This window comes from Herminiimonas fonticola (assembly GCF_003293745.1).
In the GTDB taxonomy this organism is placed as follows: Bacteria; Pseudomonadota; Gammaproteobacteria; order Burkholderiales; family Burkholderiaceae_D; genus Oxalicibacterium; species Oxalicibacterium fonticola.
Map to the genome: position 1 here is coordinate 873612 of NZ_PTLZ01000001.1, position 19119 is coordinate 892730.

17 protein-coding genes are annotated in these 19119 nt (G+C 52.2%); 3 read left to right on the forward strand and 14 right to left on the reverse strand.

Annotated features, from left to right (window positions below; genetic code table 11):
• The first annotated feature begins 16 nt into the window (after positions 1-16).
• A complete protein-coding gene (locus Hfont_RS04360) occupies positions 17-1393 on the forward strand; it encodes a surface lipoprotein assembly modifier (protein ID WP_112990972.1) in 1377 nt (458 codons plus the stop codon).
• A gap of 57 nt (positions 1394-1450) precedes the next feature.
• Here the strand turns inward: Hfont_RS04360 and Hfont_RS04365 are convergent, their stop codons facing one another.
• The gene (locus Hfont_RS04365; RefSeq protein ID WP_112990973.1) at positions 1451-2062 is read right to left on the reverse strand and encodes a response regulator; all 612 of its coding nucleotides are present in this window, start codon (positions 2060-2062) and stop codon (positions 1451-1453) included.
• Positions 2063-2187: 125 nt separating this feature from the next.
• Here Hfont_RS04365 and Hfont_RS04370 point away from each other — a divergent pair, with 125 nt between their 5' ends.
• Positions 2188-3963, forward strand: a complete 1776-nt coding sequence (locus Hfont_RS04370; protein WP_241523007.1) for an ATP-binding response regulator — start codon at positions 2188-2190, stop codon at positions 3961-3963.
• A gap of 27 nt (positions 3964-3990) precedes the next feature.
• Here the strand turns inward: Hfont_RS04370 and Hfont_RS04375 are convergent, their stop codons facing one another.
• A complete protein-coding gene (locus Hfont_RS04375; protein WP_112990974.1) occupies positions 3991-4206 on the reverse strand; it encodes a hypothetical protein in 216 nt (71 codons plus the stop codon).
• 285 nt (positions 4207-4491) lie between these two features.
• Here Hfont_RS04375 and Hfont_RS04380 point away from each other — a divergent pair, with 285 nt between their 5' ends.
• Entirely contained in the window at positions 4492-6618 is a 2127-nt protein-coding gene (locus Hfont_RS04380) for a diguanylate cyclase domain-containing protein (RefSeq protein WP_112990975.1), read from the forward strand.
• Positions 6619-6666: 48 nt separating this feature from the next.
• Here Hfont_RS04380 and Hfont_RS04385 read toward each other — a convergent pair whose 3' ends face one another.
• From Hfont_RS04385 to leuS, 12 genes are all read right to left on the reverse strand, one after another.
• Positions 6667-7938, reverse strand: a complete 1272-nt coding sequence (locus Hfont_RS04385) for a multidrug effflux MFS transporter (RefSeq protein ID WP_112990976.1) — start codon at positions 7936-7938, stop codon at positions 6667-6669.
• 261 nt (positions 7939-8199) lie between these two features.
• On the reverse strand, positions 8200-8679 hold the full coding sequence (locus Hfont_RS04390; RefSeq protein ID WP_112990977.1) for a nuclear transport factor 2 family protein: 480 nt from the start codon (positions 8677-8679) through the stop codon (positions 8200-8202).
• Between the two features lie 60 nt (positions 8680-8739).
• On the reverse strand, positions 8740-9303 hold the full coding sequence (locus Hfont_RS04395; RefSeq protein WP_112991704.1) for a TetR/AcrR family transcriptional regulator: 564 nt from the start codon (positions 9301-9303) through the stop codon (positions 8740-8742).
• Between the two features lie 225 nt (positions 9304-9528).
• A complete protein-coding gene (locus tag Hfont_RS04400) occupies positions 9529-10218 on the reverse strand; it encodes a helix-turn-helix transcriptional regulator (RefSeq protein WP_112991705.1) in 690 nt (229 codons plus the stop codon).
• A 197-nt stretch (positions 10219-10415) separates the two neighbouring features.
• Positions 10416-10790: a VOC family protein gene (locus Hfont_RS04405; protein ID WP_112990978.1), complete on the reverse strand. Its 375-nt coding sequence runs from the start codon at positions 10788-10790 to the stop codon at positions 10416-10418.
• A gap of 99 nt (positions 10791-10889) precedes the next feature.
• Positions 10890-12119, reverse strand: a complete 1230-nt coding sequence (locus Hfont_RS04410) for a THUMP domain-containing class I SAM-dependent RNA methyltransferase (RefSeq protein ID WP_112990979.1) — start codon at positions 12117-12119, stop codon at positions 10890-10892.
• Between the two features lie 152 nt (positions 12120-12271).
• Complete coding sequence (locus tag Hfont_RS04415; protein WP_112990980.1) at positions 12272-12877, reverse strand: 2-hydroxychromene-2-carboxylate isomerase; 606 nt, start codon at positions 12875-12877, stop codon at positions 12272-12274.
• A 14-nt stretch (positions 12878-12891) separates the two neighbouring features.
• Positions 12892-13311, reverse strand: coding sequence for a CopD family protein (locus Hfont_RS04420; protein ID WP_112990981.1), 420 nt, complete (start codon positions 13309-13311; stop codon positions 12892-12894).
• 35 nt (positions 13312-13346) lie between these two features.
• Positions 13347-14612, reverse strand: coding sequence for a glutamate-5-semialdehyde dehydrogenase (locus Hfont_RS04425; protein WP_112990982.1), 1266 nt, complete (start codon positions 14610-14612; stop codon positions 13347-13349).
• Positions 14613-14804: 192 nt separating this feature from the next.
• On the reverse strand, positions 14805-15821 hold the full coding sequence (gene holA / locus Hfont_RS04430; RefSeq protein WP_112990983.1) for a DNA polymerase III subunit delta: 1017 nt from the start codon (positions 15819-15821) through the stop codon (positions 14805-14807).
• A gap of 11 nt (positions 15822-15832) precedes the next feature.
• Positions 15833-16369, reverse strand: coding sequence for an LPS-assembly lipoprotein LptE (locus tag Hfont_RS04435; RefSeq protein ID WP_112990984.1), 537 nt, complete (start codon positions 16367-16369; stop codon positions 15833-15835).
• Positions 16370-16448: 79 nt separating this feature from the next.
• Positions 16449-19094 carry a leucine--tRNA ligase gene (gene leuS / locus Hfont_RS04440; RefSeq protein ID WP_112990985.1) on the reverse strand — a complete coding sequence of 882 codons (2646 nt, stop codon included), beginning with the start codon at positions 19092-19094 and terminating at the stop codon, positions 16449-16451.
• Between the last annotated feature and the right edge of the window lie 25 nt (positions 19095-19119).

The window sequence follows — 19119 nt, forward strand, 5'->3', positions numbered from 1 at the left end:
CACCTCCTTCTTCCTCATGAATAATTTCTTCCGCTCTGTTGCAGTAGCGCTTCCTGTTTTATTTGTTTTGCCTTTGACACACGGGTTTGCTGCTGCCGCTACAGATGCTGCAAGCAGTCGCAGTGAGTTGGTGGTGGCACGCCTGATGCAGGAAAACGGCAGGCCCGACGTGGCTTGCGCCTTGCTGGCTGATACCTCGGCGGATAGCGTAGATGCGGATCGTTTGTATGTGCTGGCTCGTTGTAATGCTTCTTTGCAGCGCATTGATGCAGCGATTGCCAACTACCGGCGGGTGATTGTGTTGACGCCGCAGGCTCCCAATCCTCGCGTTGAGTTGGCAGCAATCCTGGTGGCAGTCGATCGCAGGGAAGAAGCGGCACAGCAATACAAGGAAACCCTGCCTTTGCTACCAGCAGGACAGGTCTCGACCCAGATGAGCAATCTGATTGAACAGTTGGGGAAGGATGATCCTGCCGCGTTTGCACGGCAGGCTTCCGGCAAGCCCTGGTCTATCGAATTCTTTGCCGGCATCGTGCATGACAACAATATCAATGGTGGCCCGGTGTCGAATATCGTGCCGGCGATGGTGGGTGGATTTCCCGGTAACTTTGTTTTAGATCCTGGTGCGATGCCCAGGTCTTCATGGGGCGCTACCGGGAGTATGACGGGTAGCTATGTCGTGCCCCTGAATGAACATTGGTCGGTATTGTTTCAAGGCGTATTGCTGGGCAACGGTTATTTCGATACATCCGATTACAACAATGAGTACATGTCGCTATCGGCAGCTTTCATCTATCGCGATAAAGAGTGGAGTGCGAGCATTCAGCCGAATATAGGTTTTTCGCGGCAGGCAAATCGGATGAATGAAACCACACCTGGCGTGATTGCACGCTTCTCGCGCAAGCTTACGCAGACATTGTCCTTGACCGGCTCTGCTGGATACATAGACCGTACCGTGCATCTGGATCATTATCGCAATGCAGGCGGGGTACTCGGCAGTATCGGTCTGGTCGCACAAGTACAGCCGAATCTGCAAGTAGGCGGTGATTACAATTGGCAGCGCGAACATGCCGATGACAATGTGTATTCCCGGCGCTTGCAAGGCCCTAGCGTGTTTGCTGCCTATCGCATCAATCCGCAATGGACGGTAGTCGGCAACTATAGCTATTCAAACGTGAAGTATGACGAGGGCACATCCGGTCTCTTTGTGTTCCCCGCACGCGAAGATACGCAAAAGACTGCCAGTCTGACCGGTCTGTGGGATATCAGTCAGTTGGCAGGTCGCAATATGGTCGTGCGTGCACAATATACGCGGATCGATAATCCTTCGAATATCGGTTACAGCAATTACACGCGCAATATATTCAGCATGGGTGTGCAGACGCAGTTCTGACCGCGGTTTCTGTTACTGCTTGGGCGATGCATGGGATGCGTTGGGGATAGCAGAAAACTATTCAGTGCCGGGACGTAGCGCGTAGCGGGTCAGTTCCACCGCGTTATGCAATGCCAGCTTTTGCATCAGATTTTGTCGGTGCTTGCGTACCGTGAGTATGCTGACCTCAAGCGTGTCGGCAATTTGCTGAGTGGATTGTCCTGCCGCGATCAGTTTCAAGATTTGTTGTTCGCGTGGCGTGACCTGTTCGCTGCATTCCTGGAAGTTGTCGATAGGTCCGAGCAGTTTGCTGATGTAGCGTGTGTTCTTGAGGACGGCGGGGATGGCTTCCAGCAATTCACTGCTGTCTTCGTGCTTCAGCAGATAACCGTCGGCACCTGCGGCAAAAGCCTGGATGACGCTGGCATGATCGGTAGAACCTGTGAGTATCAGAATCTTGATCGCCGGATGTTGTTGCTTGATGCGAGCGGCGAGTGCGATGCCGTGGCAGCCGGGCAGATCGAGGTCGAGTAGCAGTAAATCGGCTTGTGTTTGCGCGAGTAGTTGTTCGACCTTGGCACCATCGCCGGTATCAGCGACGATTTCGAGATCAGGCACATGCGCCAGCAAGGACTTTAATCCCTCCCGTATCAAGGCATGATCTTCAGCGATGGCAAGTCGGGTCGTCATTGGCAGTTTTCGGTCTACAAGCTAAATGGTTGAACAAATGCAAGCTTGTTTTATGGAAATAACAGCCAAATAGTACACTGCGATGGGTTTTCTCCTCATTTTGGCGGACTTCTATACGAATTTTTATGCGCGTTTCTTTGGACAAGCATGCCATGCCATCAAGTAAAAATGCCTATCAGGCCAATGCCCGTATATTCGACGAACTGATCAATATCCTGTATCGGCAGGCCAATCCCATTTTCTTTGGGAATATTGCGGTTGCAGTGTTGTCGGTTTATTTACTGTGGGATCAGTTGGATCGCAGTTTGCTTCTGATGTGGGCAGGTGCAATTTTTGCGTTGACTGCGATACGCATGATTGTAGTCAAGCGCGATCTGGCGACCAGCCATGCAGTTGAACAGGCGACGCGACGCGGGCGGAAATACGCGATGCTGGCCGGCTTGTCCGGATGCTTGTGGGGCTCTATCGGCATCCTGTTCTTCTCGCCGGATAATACGGTTGTAACGGTATTCATCTGTATTGTGCTGGCAGGCATGACGGGTGGTTCAGTCGCATCGCAGTCTTCGTTTCTTCCTTCTTATTATGCATTCTCGCTGCCTACGGTCTTGCCGTTTGCGTTGCGTTCGTTTGCGCATGGCGACGCGCTTTTCTCCATTCTTGGCGTGCTATCCCTGTTTTTGCTGGGTGTGAATCTGGCCTATAGCCGCAATCTGCAGCGTACGGTGCGGGAATCGGTAGCCTTGCGATTCGAGAACACAGAGCTGATTGCACAATTGCGACAAGAGAAGGAACGCGCCGAATCGGCCAGTCGCTCCAAATCACAATTCCTTGCCGCCGCCAGTCACGATTTGCGGCAACCTACGCATGCTCTCGGTCTTTATATTGCAACCTTGCGCTCGCTGTGTAGTGCGCCTACGGTACGTGCTGATGAAGTGGGTGGTGTAGCGAACAAATTGCAGAATGCATTGAAAGGCTTGGTGCAATTGCTGGATATTTCCAAGCTGGATGCCGGTGTGGTGAAGGTGAAGCAGGAAATATTTGATGTACAGGAAGTACTGGAAACGCTGGATCAGCAATTTGCTGCCGTAGCGATTGAACAGAAGCTGCGTTTTACCGTGCGACCTTCTTCGGTATTGGTTCACACCGATCGTTCGCTGCTGCACAGCATACTCGCCAACTTTATTTCGAATGCCCTGCGGTATACCGAACATGGAAAAATTCTGGTTGGTGTGCGACATCGCGGCGACTTTGTCGAGATTCAAGTGCTGGATACCGGGATCGGTATTGCCCAGGAACATTCCGATTTGATTTTCCGCGAGTTCTATCAAATCGGTAACGTTGCGCGACGACGTGAACATGGTTTGGGATTGGGTCTGGCGATCGTCAAACGCACCGCTGATTTGCTCGGCGTGCGTGTCTTGATGCACTCGGTTCCGCAACGCGGTTCAGTGTTCTCAGTCTGTCTTCCTATCGTTGGTGCGTCGGCAAAGCCAGCGAACGCTGTGTTGAATGTCACCAGCATGGCTGGATCGAAAACCGTATTGGTCGTCGATGATGATGTAGATGTACTTGATAGCATGCGTGCGCTTTTATCCGCGTGGGGGCATCAGGTGATTGCCGCCGGTGGTCTGGATGAAGCCTTGATGCTGGCGCAGCATCATGTAAAGAATGGCCCGGCATTCGATATGATTCTGAGTGACTTTCGTCTGGCGGAAAATACCAGTGGCATTGATGTGGTACGTGCGGTACGCCAGGTATGCGGTAGCGAGATTCCTGCCGTGATTATCACCGGCGATACGTCGACTGAAAGCATCAATCAAATCGTTGCGAGTCGTCTGAAAATTCTGCACAAACCTCTGGATGCGGATGTGCTGCAAAACGTGTTGCGCGAATTGTCTTGAATGCGCTGACTATTCGCTTTGCACTTTTTATTTAGGGCAGGGTTGCTGAAGATTTTTATCGGGAACCGATAAGCGATTCCCCCTCAGTTCGACTACTGCCATCGCTACTGCATTGGCGATATCCTTTACTTCTTCCTGCATCGCGTGATCGTGATCCGGCGTCTCGTGGCTTGCCGCATACGATTCGTAATAGCCTATGTATCTATCCAGTTTTGAAGGTGCGCCAGCATCGATCAGCCCCATCCAGTCCAGCCAACCGTAGAGCCCCGTTGCACACCTTCAATGCCGCTGCTTTCTAGTACTTGTTGTGCAACTTGGGCCGGGCGGCATGCGTATCCACGCTATTAAATATATTCACACTGAAGAGGCTGTATACAGCAGGGAAAGTTTGCACTAGCTTGTAGCTTGCACAGAGTCACTGTTTAGGCGAACATGAACGTATTGGATGTGATTAAGTGCTAAATCCAATCAATACGCCTTATTGAAGAAGGATGCCTGCCGCCAAGGCAATAGCCATGGGACGCGCTGATGCGATTAAAAAAAGCAGATAGATTGCGACTTGCCACACTAGTGACGATAGGTGTGTGTGCAACTGTTGTTGTCACGATGCTGGCACTGCTGATTCTGGTTGATCATTTCGCAAAGGATTATGCCAAGCAGCAAGCGTATGAACGTTTGCAGCAATTGTCCTGGCAGATGCGCGACTCTCTCGATCGCGGCATCACCCGCGTGATTGATCAGACGCGTGTGGTGGCAGATCTGAATACCGTGCGCAATGCAAACAATCCCGAAGATATTCGCCAGATCTTCGACAATCTGCAAAATAAATTTACCAACTACGCATGGATAGGTCTGACGGATGCCTCTGGTGTCGTGTTTGCTTCGACTGGCAGCTTGCTGGAAGGTGTCGATGTCAGCCAACGTCCCTGGTTCAGGAATGGACAGCAACAGTTGTTTACCGGCGATTATCATCCGGCGCTTTTACTGGAGAAAAAGCTGCCTGAGATAGAAGGAAACTGGCGCTTTGTCGATGTATCGCTGCCAGTCAGACGTAGTAACGGCGAATATCGCGGTGTGCTGGGTGTGCACCTGAGCTGGGAGTGGGCGCATGGTGTTGCTGATGCCTTGCTGATTCCTGCAGACAGACAATACATGGTCGAAGTCATCGTGGTGCGCGAAGACGGCATGATCATATTGGGGCCGGATTATCTGCAAGAAACCAAGATCAGTACGTCCAGCCTTAACTTGGCGCGTTCAGGTAAAGCCGGTGCAATCTCTGAAAAATGGCCGGATGGCAGACGTTACTTGACTGGCTATTCACAAACCGGCGTCAACTCCACCGACTCTTCACTAAAATGGTCAGTGCTGATACGCCAGCCGGAAGAAGTGGCACTCGCCACTTTCCACGATTTGCAGCAACAGATTCTTATGGTGGGCGGCGGAATCGGTTTGCTACTCGCCATCGTGGCGATAGGTTTGACGCGTCATCTGGCCAAGCCGCTGGACGATCTGAGTACAGCCATCATGCGTCAGAGCGAAGACGGCACGATAGACACGATTCCTATTCTTGATGGCTACCATGAGGTGCATCTGCTGTCGATGACGCTGGCAAAAATGGTGGAGCGCGAAAGACTGCACGTCATTCACCTGCGGTCCTTGAATGAAAATTTGGAGCATCTGGTGCAGGAACGCACTAGCGAAATCGAACAAAAAGCCAAAGCACTGGAGGACTCGCTTGCACAGCAAATCATTATCCAGCAGCGCTTGCAAGATAGCGAAGCCGAATTGCGTGCAACCTTGCAAAACGCGAATGATGCTTTTATTGCGATGGATCAGCAGGGCGTCATCGTCGACTGGAACGATCAGGCAGAGCGTTTGCTGGGTTGGACGCGGCATGAAGCAATCGGGCAGAAGGTCTCGGAGCTGATGATTCCATCAGGGTTGCTGGATGGTTTTCACAGGGGCATGCATCGCTTCCTGAATACCGGTGAAAGCAATGTGATTAATCGTCGTATTGAAATCAATGCAGTGCGGCGCGATGGTGTTGAATTTCCGGTTGAATTGGCGCTGGCAGCAGTGCCGGTGCAGCAAGGTTATCGCTTCATCGCATTTTTACATGACATCACCGAAAGACAGATGCAACAGGCATCGTTGAAAGCGATGGCCTTGAAGGATGCGCTGACTGATTTGCCGAATCGTCGCGCCTTGATGCAGAGGTTGCCGGAATCGATGGCGCGCACTAAACGTATAGGCAAGCCGCTGGCAGTATTCTTCCTCGATCTTGATGGATTCAAGGGCGTCAACGATGGCTATGGACACGAAGCCGGTGACGAACTATTGCGTACCTTGGCACAACGTATTGTCGGTGTGGTACGGGCTACCGATACTGTAGTGCGATTGGCCGGCGATGAGTTTGTAGTAGTGCTGGAAATGTTGAATGGCAATGCAGATGCAATCGAGGTTGCAGAAAAAATACTGCAGGCGATTCAACAACCGTTTGCGCTGACAGCGGCAACGGTCACCCTGTCGGGCAGTATCGGTATCACGATGTATTGGCCGGAAGATATGACGACTGCAGATCAACTGATTACGCTGGCCGATGGTGCGATGTACGCCGCAAAAAAAATGGGGAAGAACCGGGCAGTCGTTGTTTGATCTCAGTGACTACTGCCAGCGAATACCTGCGGATGAGCCATTGAAGGTCTATTCAAGCGTTTCCCACGCATTCGGTTCCTTGCGCATATCCAGCAGACGTCTATAACGATGGCCGCACAGCCATAAGCTTAGGGCGATCAAGATGAAGCCTAATTGCCCGAACGCCAATGCTACTGGCGAATGCGATAAAACCGGAGCGATTACGCCTGCAACCAATGCACCCAGCATGGTCAGGGTAAATGATTGGCAGGAAGCGACGATGCCGCGAATATTCGGAAACAGATCCAGCACCAGCAGCGTGACGCCAGGCGCTACCATCGACATACCGAAGGTATAAAAAAATAATGGTGCGACCGACCATGGCAGCATAGGTGGGAAAATTGCGTGATAGATCAGATTGAATGTGCCTGCGCCTATCAGCAAAGAAAATCCTATCAACACTTGTCGAGCTAAAGGAATATTGCCGGCCAGTCGATTGGCGGTCAACGCACCGCAAAAAATGCCACCCACGGTTGGAATAAACTGCCAGCCGAATTGATCCGGCCCCAGCCCCAGATGTTCAACCAGAAAGACAGGTGCAGCCGCGACATACAAAAACATACCGGCGAAATTAAACGCAATGGCACCTGACTTCAAATGAAATAGTGGCGAACGGAAAACCCGCTTATAGCTTTGATATAAAAATTCAGGGTTGAAGGGTTGGCGTTTTTCAGGCGGCAATGATTCAGGCAAGCGTTTGTAGCAATAAATCAGCAACAACACCGCATAGATAAACAATCCAAGGAAGATTGCACGCCAATCCATATGCTTGACGACCCAGCCGCCGAGTATCGGTGCGATTGCCGGTGCAATCGAAAAAATCATCGTCACCAGCGACAATAATTTCTCTGCCTCTGAACCTGCATACAGATCGCGAATAATCGCGCGGCCGATGACTACACCTGCACCTGCCGCCACACCTTGCAACATGCGGAACGCCCACAGGTATTCAATGCTGTGCGCTGACGCACAACCCAAGGTAGCAACCGCAAAGACAGCCAATGCAACCAGGATGATGTTGCGTCGCCCGAATGCATCCGACAATGCGCCATGCCACAGAATCATCACGGCAAATGAAAACATGTAGGCGGTCAGCGTTTGCTGCACTTCAATCGCGCTGGCACCCAGCGAGGCCTGAATATTTGGAAATGCCGGCAGATACGTATCGATGGAAAAAGGCCCGAGCATGGACAATGCAGCCAGCATGATGGCGAGTGCACTATTGCTGATGACGACCGTTTTTCTTGTGACGGACGGAGGGCGTGTTTCTTCAGGAGACATCGGGCTACTTTCTTTACTGGATGCGTATAAATTTTGATGCCGGCATCCTGCTACCGGAATATCGGCAGTGCCAGCGATACAGAAGAAGGCAAAGTATGCGCTTTTCTGTGAATACGGGTTTGCGGTGTGAAAAAGCGGGAGTGGGGGCGATGCAAACGCTATCCGACGATCGCTTTATCACTTTGTTTCAACGTGATATCTGGACGCGATACGTCGGGCAGGTATTTTTGAAAAAACCAGATGTACAGATTGCCTTGATTTTTACAAACCAAGATCCGACAAACCAGGATGATCGTCAGGACGACGACCCAAAGGCCAGTGGAACTTGCGGTCAGCTTCCTTGATCGGCATATCGTTGATGCAGGCGTGGCGATGTGCCATCAAACCGTCTGCATTGAATTCCCAATTTTCGTTGCCATAAGAGCGGAACCAGTTGCCTGCGTCGTCATGCCATTCATAGGCATAGCGCACTGCGATGCGATTATCAGTGAAGGCCCACAATTCCTTGATCAAGCGGTAATCGAGTTCCTTGTTCCATTTGCGTTCGAGGAAGGCTTGCGCTTCCTGGCGATTGTTGACGAACTCTGCGCGATTGCGCCACTTGGTGTCGACGCTGTACGCGAGCGAAACTTTCTCGGCATTGCGGCTATTCCAGCCATCTTCTGCGCCGCGAATTTTTTGCATCGCGGTTTCACGGGTGAAGGGAGGCAGCGGTGGACGAACATTAGGATTGACTGACATCAGGATCTCCAGTGGATGAGTGGAACTGCATTGCATTCAGCTCGGGCTATGGGCAGAGATTCAAGGGCGCAGTAATTTGCGGGCGAGTTTTTTCGCATCGCGTGCCGCTTCCTTGTTATCCATCACCAAAGCAACTGTAATCGCGCCATCGATCAGAATGAGAAATTGCCTTGCCAGTTCATCCGGATCATCTGCGCCATATTCTTTTGCCAGTTCGCGTAAAAAGTTGCGTAACTTGACCTTGTGTTCTTTTGCGACTGCACGGATAGGCGTACTCGCATCGCCGATTTCTCCTGCGGCATTGATGAATGCACAACCGCGAAAATCTGGCGTGAAAAACCATTCTTCCAGTGCATCGAAAGTCGCCAGCAATCTTTCGGCTGGGGTATCCGCCTTGTTGCTGGTCGTGATAAACCAGCGCATCCAGCGTTCATCGCGCTTGCTCAACGCTTCGGCAACCAAGTCATCCTTGGTACGGAAATAGCGGTAGATGGTTTTTCTGGCGACGCCTGACGATTTGACGATCGCATCCATGCCGGTCGCACAAATACCGCCGGCATAGATCAGACGTTCTGTTGCGGCCAACAGCTTGTCCATCGTTTCTGTGTTTGAAATATCATCCATGTAAAGCATGGTAGAACGATCATTCTACATGCGTCAAGTTTTTTCTGGATTTGTGCAAAAGCCTAAAAACCGTAATTGCAGAGGATTCCTCGCTACAACTGTCGATGCGGCATGCCGGTAGCAATTGCCAGGCGGGTGTTGTGTGTGAATGGAAAAATCCAGGGATGCAAGCTCAGAGCGGGCGTAAGCGCGCAAGACCTGTGAGCGAGACTTAGGGGCAGGAGCTCAGTTACAGGAATTATCCCGCTTCATCGCCCGTACAAAATCGGCCAGTCGCCTATCGGTGACGCTGTCATAGCGATTGCCCGGCGTCAGTAACTGCACACGATCCAGGCGGAAAGAGCGGAAGTCGCTACGTGTTTCACACCATGCGGCAATTGACCAGCCGCTGCCCCAGTAATACAAGGCTAAAGGCCAGATAACGCGCTGCGTGGCTTGTTGTTTGGCGTCGATGTAATCGAGTTGTAGTTTGTGTTGTTTGCCGATGGCCTGGCGTATGCATTCGAGTCGCTTGCCATGGCTGGGATCGATGTGAAAGTCGGGCGCGAACAGTGGCGTCGCTTCGACGAAGTCGCGTTTCTCGCGTGGCAGAGCGAGTGTGATTTTGGCTAATGCCGCGACGCTGGATGCTGCGAGTTGTGGGCCGCCCCATGCCTGCACCATGCGCATGCCGGCGACCATTGCTTCTATCTCGTCCGTAGAAAACATCAAGGGTTGTAAATCGAAGCCGGCTCTGACGCGATAGCCGACACCCGCTTCACCTTCGATAGGCATGCCCGATGTAGACAGGTCGCGTATATCGCGATAAATCGTACGCTCGGATACCGCCAGCCATTCTGATAATTGATGTGCCGTCGTCAGTCGGCGACCGCGCAAATACTGGGCGATCTGGAACAGGCGTTCAGCGCGTCGCATGATGTTTGCAATGAGTGCCAGTGCCGCATTCATTGCTGGCAAGTGGGACGCAACTGCGAAGCGATGAAAATTGATAGATCATATTGTGTTCGATCGTTAGTTAGGCAGCGTCAGAATGAAGCGTCGCCTCATTCTGACAAATGCATGCCTTACCGTCCAGCGACGCCTGCTGAACGGCTGCTCCATAAATTTCTGGCTCAATGCTGTGAATGCAGTGCCAGCAGATTGCCTTCGGTATCGATGAAGTGTGCGATGTAGCCGATATCGTTGGGCAACTCCATTTTTTGCAAACGAATTTCTCCGCCTGCTGGTTCTATGCGTGCGAGTACGGCATCGATGGAGGGACTTGCATCCAGATAGATCAATGTGCCGCTGCTGCTTGGAGAATAGCCTTCACCATGCGTCACGCAGCCGCAAGGGATGCCGCCGGTATCGCTGAACAAGGCCATGTCGAGTGAGTCAGAATCTGGTTTTTCGCGGCGAAGGGTAGTGTCGAACAGCGTTTCATAGAAACGGATGGCGCGACCGAAGTCGGTGGATGGGATTTCGAACCAGTTTATTTTTGTATGCATGATGTTCTCGCGTGAAATGCCAAATGGCAGTACGCATCATGCGGAAGTGCTCCTGACAGCATAGTGTCAGGAGACTTCAGTATTCCGTGATTACGGAAATTATTCGGCGGCGTCGGTTTTGGGTTTTGCCTGTTCGCGGCGATTGAAGCCGGCCACCATATCGAAGCGGAACAGACGACATTCCAGCGCACCGTTGAAGAAGGGTGTTTTACGCGCTTCTTTCAAGCGCAATAATTTCGGCAAGCCGAGATCAGCGGTAAACAAAAATACCTGCCAGCCAGCGAAGCGTTGTTTGAGTGTGGTACCCAAGGCGCTGAAAAATTCTTTTGCCATATCGTCAGCTTCAACGGTGCTGTCGCCACGGATGCCGATACGTTCGCCATATGGCGGATTTGTCAGCAATATGCCTGGCACTTCGCTAGGCGCTTTCACTTCTTGCGCTTCGATCTGCTTCAACGGGACCTCGAAGCGAATGCCAGCCTTGTTCAGATTGTTGCGTGTCATCGACACCATATCGCCGGAAATATCGCTGCCGAAAATCGTTGGTTCCGTCGGCAAGGCATTTGGTTTGACGCTGCTCTTGATTGCTATCCATTCTTCTTTGCTGAAGCCGGCGAATTTTTCGAACGCGAAATCGCGGTGCAAACCGGGTGGAATGCCAGCCAGCATTTGTGCTGCTTCAGCCAGGATGGTACCGGAGCCGCACATAGGGTCGAACAGAGTCATGCCTGGCTTCCAGCCTGATGTACGAAGCAAGCCCGCAGCCAGATTTTCACGCAAGGGCGCGTCACCGGTTTCCATGCGCCAGCCGCGCTTGAAAAGGGCTTCGCCCGAGGTGTCGAGGTAGACCGTAAAGTTGCGTGCGTCCAGGAAACCGACAATACGCATGTCCGGCATTTTGGTATCAACGGATGGACGTTCATTGTAGATGTCGCGGAAACGATCGCAGATCGCATCCTTGATTTTCAGCGTGGTGAATTCCAGACTACGCAACGGCGATTTGATCGCTGTGACGTCGATACGTATCGTGTGATGCACGGCGAACCAGTCTTCCCACGGTTGTGCCAGTGTCAAATCGTAAATATCGTTTTCAGTCGTGTAACTGGCGTGCGCCATGCGCATCAGGACGCGTGATGCAATGCGCGAATGCAAGTTAATGCGATACGCATCTTGCAGTGTGCCCGAGCAATGCACGCCGCCGGGAACTTGCAAATGTACCTTGAGCGTGTTGCCGCTGCCGTGTAATGCTGCGATCTCGTTGAGTTCTTCGGCGAGAGCGATTTCCAAACCGCGCGGGCAGGGACAAAAATAGGAATGTGGTGCTGACATGAGGGGGACCTTTTATCCGTTATGAAAATAGACGCGCGACCGCATCTTGAGGATGCGCCGCGCGAACTGGGTGTTGCAGTACTGCTTTAAAACTTAATGAGTAAAAGTTGTTCAAACAAACTTGTTCAATCAAACTTATGTAGCTAATTTCGTTAAGCGCCTTGAAAGGCGCGTTCAACGAAGTCCAGTCTATCCTGGCCCCAGAACGCGACGCCATCGACAACATACCAAGGCGCACCGAATACGCTGGCCGCCATCGCATCGTTGGTGAATTGCTCGTATTCGTTTTGCACGGCAGCCGTTTCCGACGATTTCAACAGTGCCTGACCATCATGGCCGGCAGCGTTCGCCAAGGCGATCAGCGTATCCGCATCCATGATGTTCTTGTCTTCTGCCCACAAGGCGCGCATCACTGCGCTAGTCAATGCAAGCGCTGCATCGGTGCCGTGCGCAAACTTGGTCGCAATGATCAACTTCGCAGAAGGATCGCCGGATACCGGGAAAAATTTCGGCTGCGGATTCAGAGGCAAACCAAGATGCTCGCTCCAGCGCTTCAATTCGATCAGACGATAAGCCTGACGTTGCGGTGGACGTTTAGCCAAAGGCAGACCGCCGGAGACACTGAAAATCTTCGACAGATCGACAGGCTTCATATCGATCTGCACATCGTATTGCTGCGCTAATGCGAGCAGGCGTTCATGGCCGAAATAGGACCAGGGTGATTGCGGTGCAAAATAATATTCACAAACCTTGGCCATGGAGGCTCCCCAATTTAAAACGGTTTGACAACGACCAGAATGACTATCAGCAGCAACAGAACGACCGGCACTTCATTGAACCAGCGATACCATTTATGGCTGCGCCGGTTGGCACCGCGTTCAAATTTTTTCAATAGCGAACCGCAAGCATGGTGATAACCGATCACCAGCAAGACCAAAACCAGTTTGGCATGCAACCAGCCATTTCCCGGCCCTTGTCCAAAACCATACATCAGCAATGCGCCACCAAAAACCAGGGCAGGGACCGCGAGTATCGTCGTGAAGCGGTACAGCTTGCGTGCCATCAACAGCAAACGCGTGGTCGCGGTGGTATCGGTTTCCATCGCCAGATTGACGAAGATGCGCGGCAGATAAAACAAGCCGGCAAACCAAGACATCACAAACAAGATATGCAGCGCTTTAATCCAAAGCATGGCGTTTCCCAAATGAAGAAATGGATGCTCGCAAATCAGGCGCGGACTTCACCGTGACCGAAGACTACATATTTCAATGACGTCAATCCATCCAGACCAACCGGTCCGCGTGCATGCAACTTGTCATTCGAGATGCCGATTTCTGCACCCAGGCCGTATTCAAAACCGTCGGCAAAGCGTGTCGATGCATTGATCATTACAGAGGCCGAGTCGACTTCACGCAAGAAGCGCATCGCACGCGTGTAGTCTTCCGTCACGATGCTGTCAGTGTGCTGTGACGAATAATTGTTGATGTGCTCTATCGCTTCATCCATGTTCTCAACGATTTTGACCGCGAGGATAGGTGCCAGATACTCTTCGCTCCAATCCTGCTCGGTTACTGCGGTCAAATGCGGATAGCCTTGCAGAATCGCGCGTGCTTCATCGTCTGCACGCAATTCCACTTCCTGCGTTGCATACAACTTGGCCAGTTCAGGCAAAACCGCAGGTGCGATTGAGCGCGCCACCAACAAGGTTTCCATCGTGTTGCAGGTGCCGTAACGATGGCATTTTGCATTGAAAGAAATATCCAGCGCCTTTTTCAAATCCGCATTGCTGTCGATGTAGACGTGGCAAATGCCATCCAGGTGCTTGATCATCGGAACCTTGGATTCCTTCATCAAGCGTTCGATCAAGCCTTTGCCGCCGCGTGGCACGATGACGTCTACATACTCAGGCATCGTAATCAATTCACCGACTGCGGCTCTATCCGTGGTTTCCACAATTTGTACTGCATCGGCTGGCAGGCCAGCACCGGCCAAACCTTCGCTGACGATTTTTGCCAGCGCCTGATTGCAGTGAATCGCTTCCGAGCCACCACGCAAAATGGTCGCATTGCCGCTCTTGATGCACAAACCGGCAGCATCGACAGTGACGTTTGGACGTGCTTCATAAATGATGCCGATCACACCGAGAGGTACGCGCATCTGGCCCACCTGGATGCCGGTTGGACGGTATTTCATATTCGAGATTTCGCCGATAGGGTCGGACAGCGCAACAATTTGCTCTAGGCCTTCTGCCATGGTGGCGATCGCTTTATCGGACAAGGTCAGACGATCGAGCAAGGCCGGTGCCAAACCGTTGGCACGTGCGGCGTCCAGATCCTTTTGATTTGCCGCGCGCAACAAATCTGCATCGCGATGAATCGCAGCGGCGATCAGCGACAGAGCCTTGTTCTTGGCAGCGGTATCAGCCTTGGCCATGGCACGCGAAGCCTTGCGTGCACGTTGACCGACTTCTTTCATGTATTGCTTGATGTCCATTTTGTTCAGGAATGGTTGGTACTGCGATTGATTAATAAATACAGCGGAATTACAGCGAAATACAAGCTGCAACTGCTTGAAACGAATTCTTTGCTACTGCTAGGGCTTGCTATCGCCGCTTGGTGTTAGCCATATATGGCTGCGCTAAGCTTTATCGCAAGTGCACTGTAATCTGCACTGTAACTTCAGCTATCAGCCGCGGGCGATTTTCAATCCCAGTTGCAGCATTGCATCCCAGGCATCGCCCGAAAACTTCTTGGCGCGCAAGCCTTTCACCATCTTATCGATTTGTGCCGCTTCCTGCAGTGCGCTTTCCAGCGTAGCTAATTTCAGCCTGCGTAATGCGGGTTCTATCAGTCGTTCGCGCGGGCCCCAGATACGATGCTCTTTCGTCAACTGGCTTAATGGTCGGCCTTGTGCGACGCCTGATTTTAATTTCAATAAAGTACGAATTTCTTCAGCGACTGCCCATAACACCAGCGGTAACGCTTCGCCTTCGCCTTGCAAACCTTCCAGCATGCGGACCAGTCTTGCGGTATCGCCGCTCAACATTGCTTCATTCAGCTTGAATACGTCATAGCGTGCCACATTCAGCACCGCATCGTGTATCTGCTCGAAGCTCAGCGGACCTTCCGGATAGAGCAGCGCCAGTTTTTGGATCTCTTGGTGCGCGGCGAGCAGATTGCCTTCTACCCGTTCAGCGATGAAATCCAGGCATTCCCGGTTTGCGCTTTGGCGCTGTGCTGCCAATCTCACGCCCAGCCACGCGGGTAATTGTGCGCGTTCGACCAAAGGAATATCGATGAATACGCTGGCTTGCTGCAAGCTGGCGACCCACGCGGCTTTTTGCGTCGCCCAGTCCAGTTTTGGCAGGGTAATCAGCGTCACGTTATCGGGACTTAAAGAGGCTGAATAATCCTGCAAGGCCTTGCCGCCATCCTTGCCGGGTTTGCCGGTGGGGATGCGCAGCTCTATCAGCTTCTTGTCGCCGAATAATGATTGCGATTGATTGGCCGCCAGCAATTCTCCCCACTTGAAGCTGCGATCTACGACCAGTACTTCGCGTTCGGAAAAACCTTGCGCACGCGCCGTCTTGCGTATCTTGTCGGCAGCTTCCAGTGCCAGTAGATGCTCGTCGCTCGTGATGACGTACAAGCCGGCCAGCGGCTTGGTTAAATGCGTATCCATAGCATCGAAGCGCAGTTGCATGAGCGTGCGCCTTACTTGGTAGCCTGCGGAGCCGCGCTTGTATCCACTGGTTTGATGGCGGCCATGCGACGCAAAATCTGTTGCACCAGATCGGTTTGCATGTCGCGATACAGCATCGCTTCTTCAGTTTCTTTTGCCAGTACTTGGTTTTCGTTATAGCTGATGTCGCGCTTCAACACGATTTGCGTTGGTGCCAGTAGTTCTACATTCTTGTTGTCACGCACGCGTATGGTGACGCGGTAGTACAGCACGTATTCACGTACGCGGCCCTGGCTGTTCAATGACAAAATGACCTTGTCACGAATTTCGTTGGTGATATCCAGCGTTGCTTCCGCGTCTTCCTGTCTATCCTTGATCTCCAGTTCGCCGCTGCCGCGAATATAGCGGCGCAACTCTATACCCAGCGCGGAGGTTTCCGGTACTGCGAGGTAAATCGATTTGAACGGGAGATTATTGCCGAGGATAGATCCGCGCAGCTTGAAACCGCATGCAGATAGCATGACGGTTGAAGCCAAAGCGATACAAAGAAGACGACGATTTTTTAGCATGAATAATCCTGCGTGATGAGCACTTCAAAAATGAGTACTGCAACTAATACTTCAAAACGATTCCGGCAAACTAGTTAAATCAGGCCACGATATTGACCAGCTTGCCCGGCACCACGATGATTTTCTTCGGTGTGCCTTCAATGAACTTCTGTACGGTTTCATTCGCCAGTGCTGCTGCTTCGATGCTGGCTTTGTCCGCATCTTTTGCGACGATGATGCTGCCGCGCAGTTTGCCATTCACTTGAATCATCATTTCGATCTCCGCCTGTTCCAGCGCGGCGCTGTCTACTTGCGGCCATGACGCGTCGAGTATATCGCCATGCACTTTTGCAAAGCCGAGTTCCTGCCACAAGACGTGCGTAATATGCGGTGCGATCGGATTGAGTATGCGCAGGAAGATAGACAAGCCTTCGCTGATCACGGCGTTCGATGCGGCAGAATCATCCAGCTTGGCAGCTTCCAGCGTATTCAACATTTTCATGCTGGCCGATACGACGGTGTTGTATTGAATCCGCTTGAAATCGCTGTCGGCTTGTTGCAGGATTTTGTGTAGTTCGCGACGCAAGGTTTTTTGCGTTTCGGTCAGTTTGCTGAAATCCGTTGTCGTTACTGCGGCAATGCGGGCGGATTGATTGTACGAATAAGCCCACACACGACGCAGGAAACGATTTGCACCTTCGACGCCGGCACCCGACCATTCCAGGGTTTGCTCCGGTGGCGATGCAAACATCGTGAACAGGCGCGCGGTATCTGCGCCGTATTGATCGATTTGCGCTTGCGGGTCTATGCCGTTGTTCTTAGATTTCGACATTTTTTCCGTGCCGCCGATGGCAACCGGTTGGCGATCGGTAATCAGCGTGGCGGAAACCGGGCGACCTTTTTCATCCAGATCGAGTTGTACATCGGCCGGGTTGTACCAGGTCTTTTTACCGTTGGCTTCTTCACGATAGTAGGTTTCGTTCAGCACCATACCCTGCGTCAGCAGATTGGTGAAAGGTTCGTCGAACTTGATCAAGCCGAAGTCGCGCATGACCTTGGTCCAGAAGCGCGCATACAACAAATGCAAGACTGCATGTTCGATGCCACCGATGTACTGGTCCATAGGCATCCAGTAATCGTTGCGGCTGTCGACCATTGCATCGCTGCTGTTAGGCGAGCAATAGCGCATGTAGTACCACGACGAATCGACGAAGGTATCCATCGTGTCGGTTTCGCGACGCGCAGGTTTGCCGCATTTCGGGCAGTCACACTTTAGGAAGGCTTCGTGCTTGTTCAGCGGATTGCCGCTGCCATCCGGCACGCAATCTTCCGGCAACACTACTGGCAAATCTTTTTCCGGCACCGGTACCGCGCCGCAATCGGCGCAGTTGATCATGGGGATCGGGGTACCCCAGTAGCGCTGGCGAGAAATGCCCCAGTCACGCAGGCGATAGGTGATTTTCTTTTCGCCCAGACCCAACTCTTCCAGATCGGCAGCAATCGCATCGACTGCCTGCTGATAATTCAAGCCATCGTACTTGCCGGAGTTGATGCAACGACCATTTTCCTTGTCGGCATACCAGTCGTGCCAGGTCACCTCGGAAAAGGTTTTGTCTTCAACGGTTATCACCTGATGAATCGGCAACACGTATTTTTTCGCGAATGCAAAGTCGCGCTCGTCATGTGCCGGCACGCCCATCACGGCGCCATCGCCGTAAGTAATCAATACGTAATTGCCTACCCATACTTCGACCAGCGAACCGGTCAAGGGATGTTTGACGAACAAGCCGGTTGGCATGCCTTTCTTTTCCATCGTTGCCATATCGGCTTCGATGACGCTGCCGAGTTTGCATTCGGCGATGAAAGCGGCGAGTTCTGGATTTGATTTTGCAGCGAAAGTTGCGAGTGCGTGTTCCGGTGCAACGGCGCAGAAGGTCACACCCTTGATCGTGTCGGCGCGCGTGGTGAAGACCCACAGCTTGCCATCGTTGATCAGTTTGTCGTCTTCCTTGATGTCGTGCGTGAATGCAAAACGTACGCCTGTCGATTTGCCTATCCAGTTGGATTGCATGATGCGTACGCGTTCTGGCCAGCCCGGCAATTTATTGTCGACGTGATCCAGCAATTCTTCAGCGTAATCGGTGATGCGCGCGTAATACATCGGAATTTCGCGCTTCTCGATCAGAGCCCCGGAGCGCCAGCCGCGACCGTCGATGACTTGTTCATTCGCGAGCACGGTTTGATCGACTGGGTCCCAGTTCACGGTACCGGTTTTTTTGTAGATGATGCCTTTTTCGAGCATCTTCAGGAACATCCACTGGTTCCATTTGTAGTACTCGGGCTTGCACGCTGTCATTTCGCGCGACCAGTCGATCGCCAGGCCCATGGACGCCATTTGCGTCTTCATGTATTCGATGTTGGCGTAAGTCCATTGCGCCGGTGGCACGTTGTTGGCCATTGCTGCATTTTCTGCCGGCATGCCGAACGCATCCCAGCCCATAGGCATCAGCACGTTGTAGCCGTTCATGCGCAGATAGCGATACATCACGTCGTTGATCGTGTAATTGCGCACGTGACCCATGTGCAGCTTGCCGGATGGATAAGGCAGCATCGAGCATGCGTAGAATTTTTTCTTGTCTTTGCCGTTTTTATCTTTGGCGTGTTCGACCGCTTTGTACGCGTCGATTGCCTGCCAATGGTCGTGCGCCGATTTTTCTACGTCGGCGGGGCTGTATTTATCTTGCATGACGGATGGAGCCAAAAGTAAGGGT